This is a genomic window from Roseiflexus sp., from assembly GCF_057785375.1.
Genome location: NZ_JBYNRX010000108.1, coordinates 24,287 through 40,618, shown reverse-complemented (window position 1 = coordinate 40,618; position 16,332 = coordinate 24,287). Strand labels below are relative to the sequence as shown.

Annotated in this window: 15 protein-coding genes and 1 pseudogene; 6 read left to right on the top strand and 10 right to left on the bottom strand. The window is 60.3% G+C overall.

Annotated elements, in window-relative coordinates; genetic code table 11:
• Window positions 1–234, bottom strand: a 234-nt coding sequence (locus AC3EA7_RS21825) for a hypothetical protein (RefSeq protein WP_488616189.1), incomplete at its 3' end; no start/stop codon positions are given.
• A gap of 16 nt (window positions 235–250) precedes the next feature.
• On the opposite strand from AC3EA7_RS21825, the gene AC3EA7_RS21820 reads away from it, so the two are divergent.
• A complete protein-coding gene (locus AC3EA7_RS21820) occupies window positions 251–691 on the top strand; it encodes an SCP2 sterol-binding domain-containing protein (protein WP_488616188.1) in 441 nt (146 codons plus the stop codon).
• A gap of 5 nt (window positions 692–696) precedes the next feature.
• On the opposite strand, the gene AC3EA7_RS21815 is transcribed toward AC3EA7_RS21820, so the two are convergent.
• The 7 genes and pseudogenes from AC3EA7_RS21815 to AC3EA7_RS21785 all read right to left on the bottom strand — a co-directional run bounded on the left by AC3EA7_RS21815 (window position 697) and on the right by AC3EA7_RS21785 (window position 7,284).
• Window positions 697–1,335: a CBS domain-containing protein gene (locus AC3EA7_RS21815; RefSeq protein WP_488616187.1), complete on the bottom strand. Its 639-nt coding sequence runs from the start codon at window positions 1,333–1,335 to the stop codon at window positions 697–699.
• 80 nt (window positions 1,336–1,415) lie between these two features.
• On the bottom strand, window positions 1,416–2,108 hold the full coding sequence (locus AC3EA7_RS21810; RefSeq protein ID WP_488616186.1) for an ABC transporter ATP-binding protein: 693 nt from the start codon (window positions 2,106–2,108) through the stop codon (window positions 1,416–1,418).
• A 1-nt stretch (window position 2,109) separates the two neighbouring features.
• Window positions 2,110–2,865 (bottom strand): ABC transporter ATP-binding protein, encoded by a 756-nt coding sequence (locus AC3EA7_RS21805; RefSeq protein ID WP_488616185.1) that lies wholly within the window; start codon window positions 2,863–2,865, stop codon window positions 2,110–2,112.
• The gene (locus tag AC3EA7_RS21800; protein ID WP_488616190.1) at window positions 2,862–3,836 is read right to left on the bottom strand and encodes a branched-chain amino acid ABC transporter permease; all 975 of its coding nucleotides are present in this window, start codon (window positions 3,834–3,836) and stop codon (window positions 2,862–2,864) included. The genes AC3EA7_RS21805 and AC3EA7_RS21800 overlap by 4 nt, the downstream gene beginning before the upstream one ends.
• Window positions 3,836–4,693, bottom strand: a complete 858-nt coding sequence (locus tag AC3EA7_RS21795; protein ID WP_488616184.1) for a branched-chain amino acid ABC transporter permease — start codon at window positions 4,691–4,693, stop codon at window positions 3,836–3,838. The genes AC3EA7_RS21800 and AC3EA7_RS21795 overlap by 1 nt, the downstream gene beginning before the upstream one ends.
• 130 nt (window positions 4,694–4,823) lie before the next feature.
• Window positions 4,824–5,908 (bottom strand): annotated as a pseudogene (locus AC3EA7_RS21790) (amino acid ABC transporter substrate-binding protein); the annotation flags it as partial.
• A 641-nt stretch (window positions 5,909–6,549) separates the two neighbouring features.
• A complete protein-coding gene (locus AC3EA7_RS21785; RefSeq protein ID WP_488616183.1) occupies window positions 6,550–7,284 on the bottom strand; it encodes a PIG-L deacetylase family protein in 735 nt (244 codons plus the stop codon).
• A gap of 519 nt (window positions 7,285–7,803) precedes the next feature.
• On the opposite strand from AC3EA7_RS21785, the gene rpsF reads away from it, so the two are divergent.
• From rpsF to AC3EA7_RS21760, 5 genes are all read left to right on the top strand, one after another.
• On the top strand, window positions 7,804–8,286 hold the full coding sequence (gene rpsF, locus AC3EA7_RS21780) for a 30S ribosomal protein S6 (RefSeq protein ID WP_488616182.1): 483 nt from the start codon (window positions 7,804–7,806) through the stop codon (window positions 8,284–8,286).
• Between the two features lie 38 nt (window positions 8,287–8,324).
• On the top strand, window positions 8,325–8,783 hold the full coding sequence (locus AC3EA7_RS21775; RefSeq protein WP_488616181.1) for a single-stranded DNA-binding protein: 459 nt from the start codon (window positions 8,325–8,327) through the stop codon (window positions 8,781–8,783).
• Window positions 8,784–8,803: 20 nt separating this feature from the next.
• The gene (rpsR, locus tag AC3EA7_RS21770) at window positions 8,804–9,076 is read left to right on the top strand and encodes a 30S ribosomal protein S18 (protein WP_488616180.1); all 273 of its coding nucleotides are present in this window, start codon (window positions 8,804–8,806) and stop codon (window positions 9,074–9,076) included.
• 109 nt (window positions 9,077–9,185) lie between these two features.
• Window positions 9,186–10,733, top strand: coding sequence for a peptidylprolyl isomerase (locus AC3EA7_RS21765; RefSeq protein ID WP_488616179.1), 1,548 nt, complete (start codon window positions 9,186–9,188; stop codon window positions 10,731–10,733).
• A gap of 410 nt (window positions 10,734–11,143) precedes the next feature.
• The gene (locus AC3EA7_RS21760; protein WP_488616178.1) at window positions 11,144–12,055 is read left to right on the top strand and encodes a PH domain-containing protein; all 912 of its coding nucleotides are present in this window, start codon (window positions 11,144–11,146) and stop codon (window positions 12,053–12,055) included.
• A gap of 43 nt (window positions 12,056–12,098) precedes the next feature.
• On the opposite strand, the gene odhB is transcribed toward AC3EA7_RS21760, so the two are convergent.
• Both odhB and AC3EA7_RS21750 read right to left on the bottom strand, forming a co-directional pair.
• Window positions 12,099–13,295 carry a 2-oxoglutarate dehydrogenase complex dihydrolipoyllysine-residue succinyltransferase gene (odhB, locus tag AC3EA7_RS21755; protein ID WP_488616177.1) on the bottom strand — a complete coding sequence of 399 codons (1,197 nt, stop codon included), beginning with the start codon at window positions 13,293–13,295 and terminating at the stop codon, window positions 12,099–12,101.
• A 14-nt stretch (window positions 13,296–13,309) separates the two neighbouring features.
• Complete coding sequence (locus AC3EA7_RS21750) at window positions 13,310–16,171, bottom strand: 2-oxoglutarate dehydrogenase E1 component (protein ID WP_488616176.1); 2,862 nt, start codon at window positions 16,169–16,171, stop codon at window positions 13,310–13,312.
• Between the last annotated feature and the right edge of the window lie 161 nt (window positions 16,172–16,332).

Below are 16,332 nucleotides of genomic sequence, written 5' to 3'. Positions count from 1 at the left end.
CAAGATGTTCGAGCGCCCGGTTTGCAAGGCGTAACGATCTACGACGCGCGTTGGCAGTCGTGGACGCACTGTTGGGGAGGCGAAGGCATTGGGGGAGGCGAAGGCATTGGGGGAGGCGAAGGCATTGGGGGAGGCGAAGGCATTGGGGGAGGCGAAGGCATTGCCTTCGCCTACCCGTCTGGTCGCCTCGTTGAGTTGAGCGCCCTTCTCGGGGGAATCAATCAGCGGTATCATAGAAGGGTCAAGGGGAATGAGCAGCACAGATCAGGAACCGTGTCAGAACCTGACCGACGCAACAATCCCGGCGTCCGGTTGGGACATTTCCGGTCTCAAGGGTCTTGGAGAAAGGAATCTCGTGAAACCTCCCGATAACCTCACCTGTCGTGACGCAATCCGCGGTATGCCGCTGTCATTCAATGCGCATGCCGCCGGCGGACTGCGCGCCGTCATTCAGTTTCGTATCACCGGCGCCGAGCCAGGTGATTATTACCTGCGCATTGCCGATGGAACATGCGTCTTTCAAGAGGGGGTTTTCCACACGCCCGATGTGACGATCCACTCCTCTTCGGACGTGTGGCTCTCTGTCTGCTATGGCCGGCTTGATGGGACGCTGGCGTATCTGCTCAGGCGCTACCGCGTCGAAGGGGATGTCTGGCTGCTGATGCGCATGAAATCACTCTTTTCCGGTTGAATCGATCACACCTCACGAATGTCGAACACATGTTTGACCACCGGCGCAATCGCCTGTTGCACCTGATCGAGGTTCAATCCGCTGACCTTGAACGTAATCAAACGCGCGCCGTCTTCTTTGTCGAACTGGCCAAATGAGATAAAGTTGCCGTTTGCCTGGAAGACGGCATTGCTCAAGCGAGCCAGCATGCCGGGATGGTCATCGAGCAACGCCGTCACCCGCACGCCATGCTCGCGCACGCTCATCAATTCCAGCAGGATTTTGAAGAGATCGGTTTCGGTAATGATACCGACGACCTCGTGACCGCGCATGACCGGCAACCCGCCGACGCGCTTATCGGCCATGATGCGCGCTGCCTCCTCGATTGGCGTGTCTTCGCTGACAGTGATCACCTCGCGGGTCATCACCTTATCGACGGTCAGTTTGCTCAGGAGATAGTTCAATTCCCACACGCTGAGCGACGAGACCGGCGAGGGAGAAGCAAACAGCAGGTCACGCTCGGCGACGATGCCGACCAGACGATGGTGAGCAATCACCGGGGCGCGCCGGATGCGCTTTTCCCGGAAGAGCATCAGCGCTTCCGAAATCGTCGTTTTGGGTTCCACCGTAATGACCGGAGCAGACATACGTTCACCGACAAGCATACATGTCCTCCTGTTGTCCAAATGATCGGCAGTCGCGCGTTAGGGCGGGAAGCAGGCGATCTCTGCCGTTCTGTGGCGAGTCACAGACCCAGATAAGCTGCGCGGATGTGCTGATTCTGCGCCAGTTCGCGCGCAGGTCCCTCTATCTCGACTTTGCCTTCCGCAAGGATGGCAAGCGCCATCTGCACATTTTGCTCGACCAGCAGAATCGTCAGACCTTCCTGGCGGAGCTGACGCAGGCTCTGAAACAGTTGCAGCGACAGTACCGGCGCCAGTCCGAGGGAAAGTTCGTCGATCATCAGCACGACCGGCTCTGCCGTAATCCCGCGCCCGACTGCCAGCATCTGCTGCTCGCCGCCGCTGAGAGTTCCGGCTTTCTGCTGGCGACGCTCCTTCAAGCGCGGGAACATCTCATAGACCCGTTCAAGATTCTTCTTCGCATTCGGACGGGCGCGGCGATTGGCAGCGCCCATCTCCAGGTTCTCCTCCACCGTCATTTCGGTGAACAACTGCCGTCCTTCCGGCACCAGCACGAGACCAAGATCGGCTTTCGTATAGGCGGGTGTTCCGCTGATGTCTTTGCCGTCGAAGCGGATCGACCCTTTCCAGGGGCGGATCAGCCCCATGACGGTGCGCAGCATCGTGGTTTTCCCCACCCCATTACCGCCGACCAGGCAGGTTAATTGTTTCTCCTCAAGCGACAGGGAAGGTCCCCACAGGATCTGCACTTCGCCATAGCCTGCCGCCAAGTCGCGTATTTCCAGGATGCTCATGCTACACCTGTTCTTCCATCAATTGTTCTGCAATGCGCGGATCTCCCAAATACGCCTCGATCACGCGCTGATTGCCGGCGATCTCCTGTGGCGTTCCCTCGGCGATCAGTTGACCGTAATCCAGCACAATAATGCGATCAGAGACGTTCATAATCGCTTTCATCACGTGCTCGATCATCAGGATCGTCACGCCCTGATCCCGGATCTTCAGAATGGTTTGCACCATGCCATCGATCTCGGCAGGATTGAGACCGGCGAGCACCTCATCGAGCAAGAGCAGATGCGGACGGGCAGCCAGCGCGCGCGCCATCTCCAGGCGTTTCTTCTGCGCGACGTTGAGACTGCCGGCCAGTTGATCGGCGCGCGCGTCGAGACCGACGAACGTCAGCACCTCATCGGCAATCTCGCGCGCCTGATGGAGTGGACGGTTCTCGTGCCCGAAACAGGCGCCGACCATCACATTTTCGCGCACGGTCAGGTCATTGAGCGGGCGCACGATCTGATGGGTGCGCGCCATGCCCATTTTGGCGAGATGATATGGCTTCTTGCCGGTGACATCCTGTCCATGAAAAAGAACCCGCCCGCCATCCGGCTTATAGACGCCGTTGATCGTGTTGAACAGGGTCGTCTTGCCAGCGCCGTTGGGGCCGATCAATCCCAGGATCTGGCCCTTTGGCAGATCGAACGACACCTGCGTCAGCGCCTGAAGACCACCGAATCGTTTGGTCACATCGCGGACCTGTAAGAGAACGCTCATGTCAGCACCCTCCGCAACGGCGCAAAGCGACGACGCAGCCATCCAATCAGTCCTGCCGGAATGAAGAGAACGATGATGAGCAGCAGAATGCCGGAGATCACCAGTTGGAAATCCTTGAGCGGGAGGGCGCCGATCCTGACATCGCTGGTCAGCAGCAACCCGCGCAACCGCTGGTAGCCAAGTGCGCCGAGCACCGGTCCCAGGAGGGTGCCCTGCCCGCCGAGCATAATCATGACGAGCGTTTCGATCGAGAAATGCAGACGAAATGCGTCGCCCGGCTCGACATTGCCATTTTTGAAGAAGAAGAGCACGCCCAGCATACCGGGCAGCACCGCCGAGAACACAAACGCCAGCGTTTTGGCGCGGGGCGTGACGATCTCCATGACTTCTGTGGCGTCTTCATCTTCCCGAATGGACATCAACCCCAGACCGAACTTGCTGGTTTTGATGAGATAACTGAAGATGACCGCAAAAAGCGCGATGCCTACGACGGAATAGTACGTAATCCACAGCGCCTGCGTGGGACCGCCGTAGTCACGGTAGACTTCGATGCCGGTTGGTCCGCCGAACGGCTCAAAGTTGGCGACAAACGTTCGCGCTGCTTCATTGATCCCAATCGTTGCCAGTGCAAAGTATGCGCCGCGCAGTCGCAGGATCGACGCGCCGAGCGCAAGCGCGAGCAGCGCCGCGATCATGCCGCCCCCCAGCACTGCCAGCGGGAGCGGCGCATTCCACGAATCGATCAGGTACATGCCGAGGTAGCCGCCTAGCCCGAAGAATACCACATGACCGAAGGAGACATACCCCGTATACCCCAGGATGATGTTCAGACTGACTGCCATGCCAATCGCCAGCAGAATCGTGAACATGACCTCACGGGTCGAAGCGCTCTGGGTGACAATCGGCGCGAGGCCCAATGCCAGCACAATCACGAACGTGACCCAAAACCCCGGATGCAGCCACTGTTTCATCATTTGCCTAACAAGCCACTCGGTCGAACGAGCAGAATGAAGACAAACAACAGAAATTCGATGACCGGCACCCAGGTATTTGGCATCGTCAGGGGCAACACCCCTTCCAGAACGCCGAGGATCAACCCGCCGACGAGCGCGCCGAGCGGATTGCCTAATCCCCCCAGCACCACGATGATAAAACTCTTCAGTTCGTAGATGCCGCCTGAGAGGATGGTAAACGAGAAAAAGGTGGAAATCAATCCGCCGGCGATAGCGGCGAGCATCGTCCCGATGCCAAAACTGAGCGCCAGGATGGCCGTCGAAGGAATGCCCATCAACTCGGCTGCGGCGCGATTGTTCGCCACGGCGCGAATATATTTGCCGGTGCGCGTGCGGTAGAGGAAGGTGTACAGCGCGCCGGTCACAATCAACGTCACGACCATGGCGACCAGGCGTGTGCCCTGGAGCGCCACCGGACCGATCTGGACGCTGCCGAGTGAGAAGCCGGTATCGCGCGGCGCGGTGGTGAAGATGGCGGTTCCAAGCCCGATAATAATCATGTTGACCGAGAAGGTGGCCAAGAGCGACGACAGATGTGGTGCGTCGATCACGCGCGCAATGGCGATCAGGTAAATGAGCGCTCCCAACAGCAACCCGAAGAACGCAACAATAAACAACGCCAGGTACGGATTCACGCCAAAGGTCGTGAACAGCAGGTAGACCCCAAACATCCCCAGCGAGATCAGCGCGCCGTGGATCAGGTTGATCACACTCATCACTCCCCAGATGAGGCTCAACCCCATGGCGGCAATGCCATAGACAATACCGATCAATAAGCCATCGGCGATCGACGAAGCAATCGTGCCCGGACTCAACGCATACCTCCTTTGGCATGTCGGCGCAGGAATTATCGGATTGGGTACACAGGGTCGGCCGTCTTCCCTTGCTGTCGAGCGCGGCTTTGACGGCTTGCGTGTCGAGCGATCCGGCGGTTTCGATGGCGCGTTGCAGGATCAGCCCTGCAACATATCCGCCGGCGGCATGGTACGAAGGCTCTTCGTTGTATGCCGCTTTGTACGCTTCGATGAACTCGGCGCCTGTCGGTCCGTAATCAGGGGTGAATGCCGCCAGTGGTTCCCACTGACTGGGTCCAACGATACCAAGAGCTGCATCGCCGATCTCGGCGAAGGTTGGCTCAGGCGGCGCCACCAGCAGGGCAATGAACTTGACCGGCAGATTCTTGCTGAAGATTGCCTTAGAGAACTGTTGCCCGTCGGCAAAGTGTCCGCCTCCCAGGATGGCATCGACGTTCGTCGGAATCTTGTTGATGATCGGCGCGAAATCCGTGGCGCCGGAGTCGTACCCTTCTTTCATAGCGACCTCAAATCCCTGTGCGACCGCATATTTTTCCAGCGCACAACATCGGTGGAGAATTTGTCGTTTTCGTGGACGATCGCAATGCGTTTTGCATTGGGATCGATGCTGGCGAGCATATCCACGGCGCCGGTCAGGTACCGTCCGGCAGGGGTGTAAGTCTGATAGACCAGGGTGTACCCCTTTTGATATGTCCCTTCAGAGGCGGCGCCGGTGGTGATCATAATTCGTTCGTACTGTTCGGCGATCACTGCCGAGGCATCCGCCAATCGCAATGAGTACGGGCTGATCAGGAAATCGGCTTTGTCATCGGTCACCAGCTTGGTGTAGAGTTCCTGGACGCGATCTTTGTTCGATTCGTCGTCGTAGAACTTGGCTTCGAAACGGACGACCGTGCCATCCGCCAGTTTGAGTCCGCCCGCCTGGTTCACCTGGTCCATCCACAGTTTGAGACCATTCGTCTGGCGGGTTGACTCGACGTTCAATTTACCGGTGAGGGAGGCGGTAAAGCCAATGATGACCGTCTTTTCAGCCGCCGGGCGCCGCAGCGGGAGGCTGAGTCGCCGCTGCCGGTTGTTGCGGTGCGGTTGTGGGTGCAGTCGTTTGGGGTTGTGGAGATTCTGCGCCTCCTGCGCCGGAGGGTGGAGTGGACGGCGGGCCGCCGCCGCAGCCAGCAAGAATGATGCCAAAGAACAGCAACACCACCAGCGGACCATGCCAGATGCGTTTCATACAGCGTGTCTCCTTTCTTTCAACGCTGAACCGAACCCTGACGCTCTGACCGTTCAGAACGTCAGCCAGGCGCTGATCCTGCGTTGCACGCAGAAAACGGTTGCAACGAAAACCGGGAGTCTGCTGCAGCGAGGGGAACGTTCGTGTAGGTCTGGATCAATCCTCCTTTCGCTCTAAAGGTGAGATATACCTACCCCTGCACGCGCATCATTGCGGTTTCTGGGGGCGCCCGGGTAAAGAACGACACGCGGCACAGGCTGAGAGCCTGTCCGAAGACCTCGCCACGTGACGTGTGACCAGGCAGGTGAAGGCATTGCCTTCGCCTGCGCGGGATAGGCTCTAAGTCGCCATGCCGCGCGATAGCATAACCCGAAGAAGTAAAGTTGGCAGTCGTGGCATCCAACGCTATGCGCCGTTGAGGTCTGGCGGAGTGCAGCAACCTCAACTCCTTTTTGCCAATACAAACCTGCGCTCTCGCGCACTATCTGCGCGGGAACTTCAAAAATGGAAGAATAATGGCCGGAATAGGATATTGCGAGCAGATAATAGGTCAAAAAAGAGCGAGCGTCAATGGTTATTCTCGCAACATAGTTATGTCTTTGCAACAGCGCGGGAAATGGTGTTCCTACGAGCCATCCTGATGCTCACGCGCCAGGCGCATGACCCGAAATGCCTCGGCATACGCCAGCCCGGCGGCTTTGCCGGTTTCCGCCGCCCAGTCGCGTAACCATTGCCCGTCGCCGACCTGCACCTGGCTGGCATGGCAACGCAACGCTTCAATCTTGCGTTCGATGGTCGTCGAAATGTCCACGTACACGGTGTACGGTCCCGCCTGATCGGTCGTGATGTACAACTCTTTGACCTGATGCGGCTCCAGACCTTCAGCGAGCAATTCCGGGAAGATCGGGCGGGTTGGAGCACTGGGGAACACGGCAGTGACGGCGGCTTCGGCGGCGGCGCGGTGATCGGCATGATTGACATAATCATTGCCATAGAAGAACGCGGTTGGATCGCCACAAACGACGCGATCCGGCTTCAGGCGGCGGATCAGGCGCGTTAGTTCGCGGCGCAACTCGAGCGTCGGTTCGAGCACGCCGTCTCTGTAGCCAAGGAAGAAAACTTCACGCACGCCAAGCACCCCGGCAGCGGCACGTTGTTCCTTCTCACGAATGCGCACCAGTTCGTGCAGGTCCTGGTCGGGATCGTTGCTGCCAGCCGAACCATCGGTCACGATGCAGTAATAAACCTCGTGCCCTTCGTCCGCCCACAGAGCGGCGCTGCCGCCCATACTGAATTCCGGGTCGTCGGGATGGGCAAAAATGCCCAGGATGCGCTGGATGGAGTGTCCTGCGGTGCTCATGGTCCATGATTTCTGACTGGAAGGGATGACTTCACTGGGTATAGAACGAAGTGTACCACGACTTCGGATAGGGCGTGGCGCCGCTGCATAACGGGCGCTGCCACGCCTTCTTCTTCGTGCAGCCCCGCTGACGCGGGCTGAAGCCCTTGCTCAGGTCAGTGCGCCCCGTTAGGGTTGCCCCGTGCGCAGGATCGGGCGGCACGAGAAGAGGAGTCCAGTTCGCCCGCTGCGCCCCTTTTCCCCGCGTGGGGGGTGCAACATCCGGCAGCGGACCAGCCGCGAAGAGGCTGGCACTTGCGGTGAGCACGGTCGAACCGCGTCCTCAGCGCGGGCTTCAGCCCGCAGCGGTACGGCGTGACGCATCATGCCTGCATCCCGTGCGCCTTGCAACGTTGCGAGTCCGCCTGGTCTGTGCTATAATCGCCCTCTGCAACTGAAGAAAACTTCTGCTCTCTTGCGCCCGCGCCGCGCGCATGGTGCGGGATATGACAAAGAGGGCCTGAGACCAGAGGAGGATCAATGCGCGAGCGTCGCCGTGACTACGAACTGTTATTCATTATTCCCCCGACACGTATTGGCGATGAGGAGATTGGCAACGCTATCGAGCGAGTCGCTCAGACGATCGCCAACCTCGGCGGTACAGTGACGACCATCAATCACGCGCCACCCTGGGGACGTCGGAAGTTTGCCTACCCGATCCGCGCCTACATCGAAGGCGAGGCGAGTCGCCGGGTATTTACGGAAGGGTACTACGTGTTAGTGCATTTCCAGATGGCAGCAGATCGTATCGCCGAACTTGAACGCCTGCTCAAACTCAACGATTCGGTGTTGCGCTACATGCTGACGCTGATCGAAACACGCAGTCCAGCGCCTGTTGCGGTCAAATCGGCCGAAGCGCGCGATGGCGTAGAGCCCGAAGAAGCGGAGGAGTTTGACGAGGACGAGGACGAGGACGAGGACGCAGAATACGTCGAAGCAGATGAGGAAACCGATGACGACTGACAGGCGCTGGTTCGTTATGAAGGGGAGAGGAACGAACAATGGCGAAGGATCTGAATAAGGTGATGATCATTGGGCGTCTCGGCAAGGACCCGGAGATGCGCCACACGCCTGGCGGCAGCCCTGTCACGACGTTTAGCGTTGCCACCGGACGACAATGGAAGGACGGCAGCGGCGAATTGCACGAGGAGACGGAGTGGTTCAATGTTGTGACGTGGAATAAACTGGCCGAGATCTGCTACGAGCACCTGCGTAAATCCAGTCGCGTCTACATCGAAGGTCGCCTTCAGACTCGCCATTGGGACGACCAGAACGGCGTGACGCATTATCGCACCGAGGTGGTCGCAAGCGATATGATTATGCTCGATAGCCGGGTTCCGCGAGAGCAGTCGCACCATGGCGATGAACCGCCCTATCATCAACCCGATCATCGCTCCTCCGCTCGTGGGCAACAGGCGAAGGATGATTTTACCATTGGTGACGAGGATATTCCGTTTTAGCGTTTCAGGTGAGGTGGCTTGTGACTGACGATCAGGCTCGTCGCGGCGCCGGCGCATCCCGCCGCCGCTTTGGATCCCGGCGCAAGGTCTGCCTGTTTTGCGCCGACCAGATCCGTGCCGTAGACTATAAAGATATGAAGCGTCTGCAACGCTGCTTGTCTGAACGCAGCAAGATTCTGCCGCGTCGCCGTACCGGCGTTTGTGCGCGTCACCAGCGCTCGCTGACCGTGGCGATCAAGCGGGCGCGCCATATGGCGCTGCTTCCGTTTGTTGCAGCGCATATGCATTCGTAAGTGGTAGTGAGTTCATTCCTGGCAGAACCGCCCGGTCGGTTTGTCTGCACGGCTTCCGTCAGCAGAGCATATCGACCGTGGCGGCTCTTGTGTGTCGAATTGCCTTTGCATGACGTCTCATAAACAGAAACCACAATCGTCGCGCTCGACACGCCCGCCAACTCCTGCACGTCGTCATTTGCGTCGCAGTGAAATTGAGCGCCGCCGCCAGCGGACGATTATCATCGGCACGATAGTAGTCGTGGCGATAGCCTTGATGTCCCTGGCGGCCGGTCTGGTCTACGAACAGGTCTGGCTGCCGGGTCGCCCGGTGGCGCAGGTCGGTGATGTGACACTGACGCGCGGCGATTACGAGGTGGAACGTCGCGGTGAAGCGGCGCGCTTGATTGCGCAGAGTCTCTATCTGGCGACGTTCGGCCCGCAGTTTGCGCAGCAGTTCCTCGATCAGATTCCACAGTTCGATGCGCGGGCTGCCGCTGCACGCAACGAGCCGGTCGATGACGCCCTGGTGCAGGAGTGGATCGATCTGCAACTGATCCGCCAGGGAGCGCAGAACAGGTTCGGTATTCAGGCGACCGACAGCGAGGTGGCGCAAGGGTTTATCAATATCTATGGTCCCGATTTTGCGCCGCCAGCCGATGCGGTGACGCCAACCGCCACTCTGCCGCCAACCAGCCCGCCAGAACCGACCGCCGGGTCAGAAACGCCTTCACCGACGCCCGCCGGTCCTACGGCGACGCCAACGCCTTCACCAACACCGGAACCGACTCAGACTCCGTCGCCGACGCCGTTGCCGGATGAGGCGCTTGCTCGCCAACAGGCGGCGTTGCAGCGCCTTTATGATGAGTATGTCAATGAAATGCGGCGCATCGATCCGCAACGTCGCCTTCATTTGACGATCGATGATTTTCGGCGTGGTTTGTATTTCCAGTTCTTCCGCGAGGCGCTGACGCGCAAGGTGCAGGAGCAACTGGTTCCGGATGCAACCTTTACGCCAACGACCGATCCGAGCAGCATTGAGGTGCGCCATATTCTGCTCAAGGTGACGGTTCCGGTGACGGCGACGGAAGAAGAGCGCGAACGGGCGTTTGCTGCGCGTCGTGCTGAAGCCGAGGCGTTGCTGGCTGAGGCGCGCGCGGCTGCCGATTTTGCCGAACTCGCGCGTGAACGCTCGGAGGATTTCAATACGAAGGAAACAGGCGGGACGCTGCCGTTGTTCGACAAGGACGGCAAGACGACCGATGGCCAGCAGATCGACCCGGCAATTGTTCAGGCAATCGCAAATGTGGAGGAAGGCGAGGTCGTAGGTCCGGTGCGCACGTCGTTTGGCTGGCATATTGTGCAACTGGTGCGCCGAACGGTCGACTCGCGCGAGGCGCAGATCAATCGGGCGCGTGCGGAAGCGTTCGATCGCTGGCTCGAAGAACAGCGTGCCGCAATCAGCATTCAGCGCTTCCCGACCCTCGTGCCGTCGCCGACGCCGTTGCCGACCGGAACGCCTGCTCCGCCGCCGACAGTGGAGTTGGGCGGCGAGCCGACGCCGACGCCGTTGTCAACGCCGACCGCAACCGGTGTTCCCGAAGGAACGCCTGAGATAACGCCGACGGGAACTGCCGGTCCGGCTGAGGGGACGCCTGGTGTAACCCCGACGCCGTAGATGTGAGGCAAGAGGTGAGAGAAAAAGAGGCGAGAGGAGCGGGGTGAGCGGGGCGAGGGTGAGAGAAAAAGAGGCGAGAGAAAAAGAGGCGAGAGAAGCGGGGTGAGCGGGGCGAGGGTGAGAGAAAAAGAGGCGAGAGAAAAGAGGCGAGAGGAGCGGGGTGAGCGGGGAGAGGGTGAGAGAAAAAGAGGTGAGAGAAAAAAGAGGCGAGAGGAGCGTAAGGTCAAGCGGTTCGCTCGCCCGTTCTCATGGGAAGGTCGAAGACGTCCTCGACCTTTGAGGTCTGCTCCACACACATCGCTATGCTGGCGGTCATCGCTGGCGGAATGACCCGTTTCCTCTGGGTATGCGTCGCTGCGACCTCAAAGGTCTGCGCCAGAGGTAAAAGGCGAGGCGCAAGACATGCAATCATGAGACACTGGAAACCACAGGCTGCCTACGGTCGATGGATTGCACTCGGTCTGTTGATCCTCGCGCTTGGCGGTATTACCCTGGCTGGTATCGGTCTGGTTCGCCGCCTGAGCGGCAGCCCTGAACAGTGGCGGATTGACATTGGTGCGTTTGGCTTGCTGCTGCTGTTGATGGTCAGTCTGCTGGCGGCGGTATGGGCGGCGTATCGATGGATTGCAGCCCTGACATTGACCTACGATATTGACCGTAACGGGTTGTATATCCGCTGGGCAGGCAATCAGGCGATCATTCCGCTGGAACGGATCGTGACAATCGATCTCGGATCTGGTCCAGTCTTCCTGCCACTGGGTCTGTTTCAACGTGTGGGCACATATTGGGGGCGCGCGTTTGCCGGTGAAGCGCCGCTCTACCTCTATGCGACGCAACCGCTGCGTGAGTGCCTGATTATCTACACGCCGGATGCCGCCTACGCGATATCGCCGGAAGACCCGGAAGCCTTCGTTCAGGACCTGGAGCAGCGCCGGAGTCTGGGCGCTACCAAGCCGATGCAGCCGGCGCTCGAATATAGCCGGGCGTTTCACTATACATTCTGGCACGATGGAACGGTGCTGGCGCTGATTGTGGCGGCGGTGTTCATCAATCTGCTGGCGCTTGGATTGATCGCTGTCGCCTATCCCTCGCTGGCGCCGCTCGTGGAGATGCGCTTCGATGCAACCGGCGAACTTGCCGAACTGCGTCCGCGCCATCAGACCCTCTTTTTGCCCATGGCAGCGTTCGGTCTCAGCCTGCTCAACATGGCTGCCGGTCTGGCGCTGTACCAGCGTCTGCCGTCCGGCGCGCGGTTGCTCCAGGGCGCCTCGGTGATTGTGCAGCTGCTGTTCCTCGTTGCCGTTGTGCAGATTCTGTGGTGAAGAGGAGCGAACATGCCACCTGGAGCGTTCGACGCCTGATACGTTATCCCTCCAGCAGCAGCCGCTCCGGGTCTTCCACCAGTTCTTTCACCCGCACCAGGAACGACACCGCCTCGCGCCCGTCGATAATGCGATGATCGTAGGACAGGGCGACGTACATCATTGGGCGAATGACAACCTGCCCGTTGAGCGCCACCGGACGTTCCTGAATCTTGTGCATGCCCAGGATGCCGACCTGCGGCGTGTTGAGGATCGGCGTTGACATCAACGAGCCGAAGATGCCGCCGTTGGTGATGGTGAAGGTTCCTCCCTGGAGATCGGCGATGGTCAGTTTCGACTCGCGGGCGCGGCGCGCCAGTTCTTCGATACCGCGTTCAATCTCGGCAAAACTGCGACGATCAGCGTCGCGCAATACCGGTACCACCAATCCTTCGTCGGTGCTGACGGCAATGCCGATGTCATAGTAGTGCTTGACGATAATCTCGTCGCCGCGGATTTCGGCGTTGAGCAGCGGGAAGGCTTTCAGTGCGCCGATGACCGCTTTTGTGAAGAACGACATGAAGCCAAGACCGACGCCGTGACGCTCGCGAAACTGGTCGCGATGGCGTTTACGCAGCTCGATGACGGCGCTCATATCGATCTCGTTGAACGTGGTGAGCATCGCTGCCGTGTGCTGCGCCTCAACGAGCCGGGCGGCGATCGTCTGGCGACGGCGAGTCATCCGAATGCGCTCCTCGCGCCGGTTTTCCCCGGAGACTGATGCAGGGATCGGCATCGGGGCAGGTTGCGGCGGCGGTGGAAGAGCAGGTTCCGCCGGCGCTGGATGATGCACGCCTTCGCGTTTGAGCACATCCTCCTTCGTCACCCGCCCGCCGGGACCGCTGCCCGGGACGGCGGCAATGTTCACTCCCTGCGTCTCTGCAATGCGGCGTGCGACCGGGGTGGCCATCACTCTGGCTTCAGACGCGCCATCGTGCGGCGGCGCCGTGACAGGCGCTGCTGCGGTTTCAGTAATGACCCCCAGGGTTTCGCCCATGGTCACAACCGCGCCGTCGGGTTTGAGAATACGGCTCAGAACCCCGGACTCCGCCGCCGTCACTTCAACGGTCACCTTATCGGTTTCGAGTTCGACCAGCACCTCGCCAGTGGTGATCGGGTCACCTTCGTGTTTGCGCCATACCCCGACCGTGGCTTCGACGATCGACTCTCCCAGAGTTGGGACCTTGATTTCGATGGCCATACTGTCCTCGTGGTTCAGTGATACTGCTCAACTGCTGGCGCGCGCAGCGCCCCGGCGATCAGGCGTTGCTGCTCGATCAGGTGCAGCGCCAGCGATCCTTCGGCCGGACTCGCTGATGCCGGCCTGCCGACATAACTGAGCGTCAGGTCGGGTCCGATCAGGTCACGCAGCCGCGGCGCGACATAGCGCCAGGCGCCCATGTTCTCTGGCTCTTCCTGCAACCAGACGACCTCCTGAAGATTGGGGTAGCCGGCCAGCACGTCACGCAGTTCATCGACGGGGAAGGAATACAACTCTTCCAGCCGCACCACTGCGACGCCATTCGTCAGTGGCGTGTCGCTGGCGCTGAGCAGGTCAACACAGATTTTCCCGGAGCAAAGCACCAGGCGTGCGACATCCGCCGGACGTTCTTGCGCTTGCGGGTCGTCGATGACACGCTGGAAACGTCCTTCGCTGAGATCGTGGAGCGATGAAGCGGCGCGCGGGTGGCGCAGCAGGCTCTTGGGCGTCATGATGATCAGCGGGCGTGGATCGGCGTTCAGCAGCAGCGCCTGCCGGCGCAGCAGATGGAAATACTGCGCCGCCGTGGTGCAGTTTGCCACGCGAATGTTATCTTCGGCGGCGAGCTGCAAAAAGCGTTCGAGGCGCGCGCTGGAGTGCTCAGGTCCCTGTCCCTCATAGCCATGGGGCAGCAACAGAACGAGCGCTGGCGTTTGCCCCCATTTCTTGCGCGCCGACACGATGAACTGATCGATGATGACTTGCGCGCCGTTGGCAAAGTCGCCGAACTGCGCCTCCCAGAGCACCAGCGCTTGCGGGTTGTGCGCCGAATATCCAAACTCGAACCCGAGCGCAGCCGCTTCGGAGAGCGGGCTGTTGTAGACCGCAAACGAAGCACGCGCCTGCGGCAGCGCCTGAAGCGCGCACCAGCGCTCATCGGTCTGCGCATCGTGCAGCACCAGGTGGCGCTGACTGAACGTGCCGCGCTCAACGTCCTGCCCGGTCAGGCGAATCGGGATGCCCTCCTCCAGGAGTGATGCAAACGCCAGGATTTCGGCATGCGCCCAGTCGATGGCGCCCGGCATGTGGAGTGCGGTACGACGCCGTTCCAGCAAGCGTTCCAGACGCGGATGCACCCGAAAACCGGCGGGCCACTGGAGGAGCGCCTCGTTGAGCGCAACCAACCGTTCGGCGGAAACGGCGGTGTTAGTGCGGCGGGCGATGCCAGGGGGCGGCAGCGGCGGCGGCTCCTCGAAGTGCGGGTGCGCTTCCGCCGCGCTACGCGCCTGCTGCAACCGTTCCCAGACCATCGTGATCATCCGGTTCGACTCGTCAGCAGATACGACTCCTTCGGCGATCAGTTTTGCCGCCCACTGTTCACGAACGGTCGGGTGGCGGGCAATGATCGCATACATCGTCGGTTGGGTGAAGGCGGGTTCGTCGCCTTCGTTGTGTCCCCAGCGGCGGTAGCCGACGAGATCGATCAGGAAATCCTTGCCGAAACGTTCGCGGTAGGCGTAGGCCATACGCGCCACCGCGATGCACCCCTCGACATCGTCGGCATTGACGTGCACAATCGGGATCTCAAACCCTTTTGCCAGATCGCTGGCGTACAGGGTCGAACGTCCCTCGCGCGGCGATGTCGTGAACCCGATCTGATTGTTGACGATAATATGAATGGTTCCGCCAGTGCTGTACCCGGCGAGATTGGCGAGGTTCAGCGTTTCGGCGACGATCCCTTGAGCGGGGAAGGCGGCGTCGCCGTGAATCAGGATGGCGAGCGAGGCGCGTTTGTCCTGCGCCGGCTCACCTTTCTGATCGCACCGGTCCTCTGCGGCGCGTGCACGCCCGGCGACCACCGGATTGACGAATTCCAGGTGACTGGGGTTGGGCGCCAGTGTGATCGGCATCTGCTCGATCCCGGCTTCGCGGAAGGCGCGCCGCGCGCCGAGGTGGTACTTGACATCGCCGACCCATCCGGCAGCGCCGCGCCCGGCGGGTGAGAGGGCTGCGTCGCGTCCGGCGGTCAGAAATTCGCTGAGGATGGCGCTATATGGCTTGCCAAGAATGTGCGCCAGGACGTTTAGGCGCCCGCGGTGCGCCATGCCGATCACGACCTCGCGCACGCCGCCGGTGGCGGCATTGCGGATGATCGAGTCAACGATCGGGATCAGCATGTCGCACCCTTCAATCGAAAACCGCTTCTGCCCGACGAAGGTCTGATGCAGGTAGCGCTCGAAGGTTTCGACCTCGGTCAGGCGTTCGAGAAGTTCTCGTTTGCGGGTCTCATCGAATCCATAGAAGAAGCGTCGGCTTTCGATTGCTTCGCGGATCCATTCGCGTTCCTCGAACACCTGCACATGGTCGGTTTCATAGCCGATCGTGTCGCAGTAGGCTTCGCGCAGTTTCTGTACGCCTTCAAGCGCATTGCGCGACTCGGATGCCAGCGGTCCGCGCACGATATGCGCGGGCAGCAACGCAAGGTCTGCATCGGTTACATCGTGGCTGGCGCCATCGAGTCCCGGATCACTGGGCGGCTCGCTGCCAAGCGGGTCGATCCGCGCCGCCAGATGCCCGAGTTCACGGATGTAGCGAATGAGACGGGCGGCAGCGACCGTATGGGTGATATCAATCGGCGATGCCGGACCGATGTGCGCTCTGGAAAGATCAATGTCGGGAGTGGTCTGAAGATCGATCACGGGAGGCGCCGCAGGAGAAGGCGTCGCACCTGCGACTATTGCAGGCGCCTCCGGCGACCAGTGTGCGAAGAATGCGCGCGTCGCCGGATCGACCGACTCAGGGTTGGCGCGATAGCGTTCGTAGAGTTCGATCACATACCCGGCGTTTGGTCCATGAAACAGTGCGTCTATCGACATGCATCACCTGTCTTTTGTTCTTTTTCTCACTCATTATAACAGCACCGGGGAGCGCAAGCGCTGCGGGCTAAAGCCCTTGCTCAAGTCCGTCAAGCCCGTGCGGGGCTATCACGCGCGCAGGATCAGGCGCCCAGACGGGGTGTTGAGGCGCGGCGCCGCCT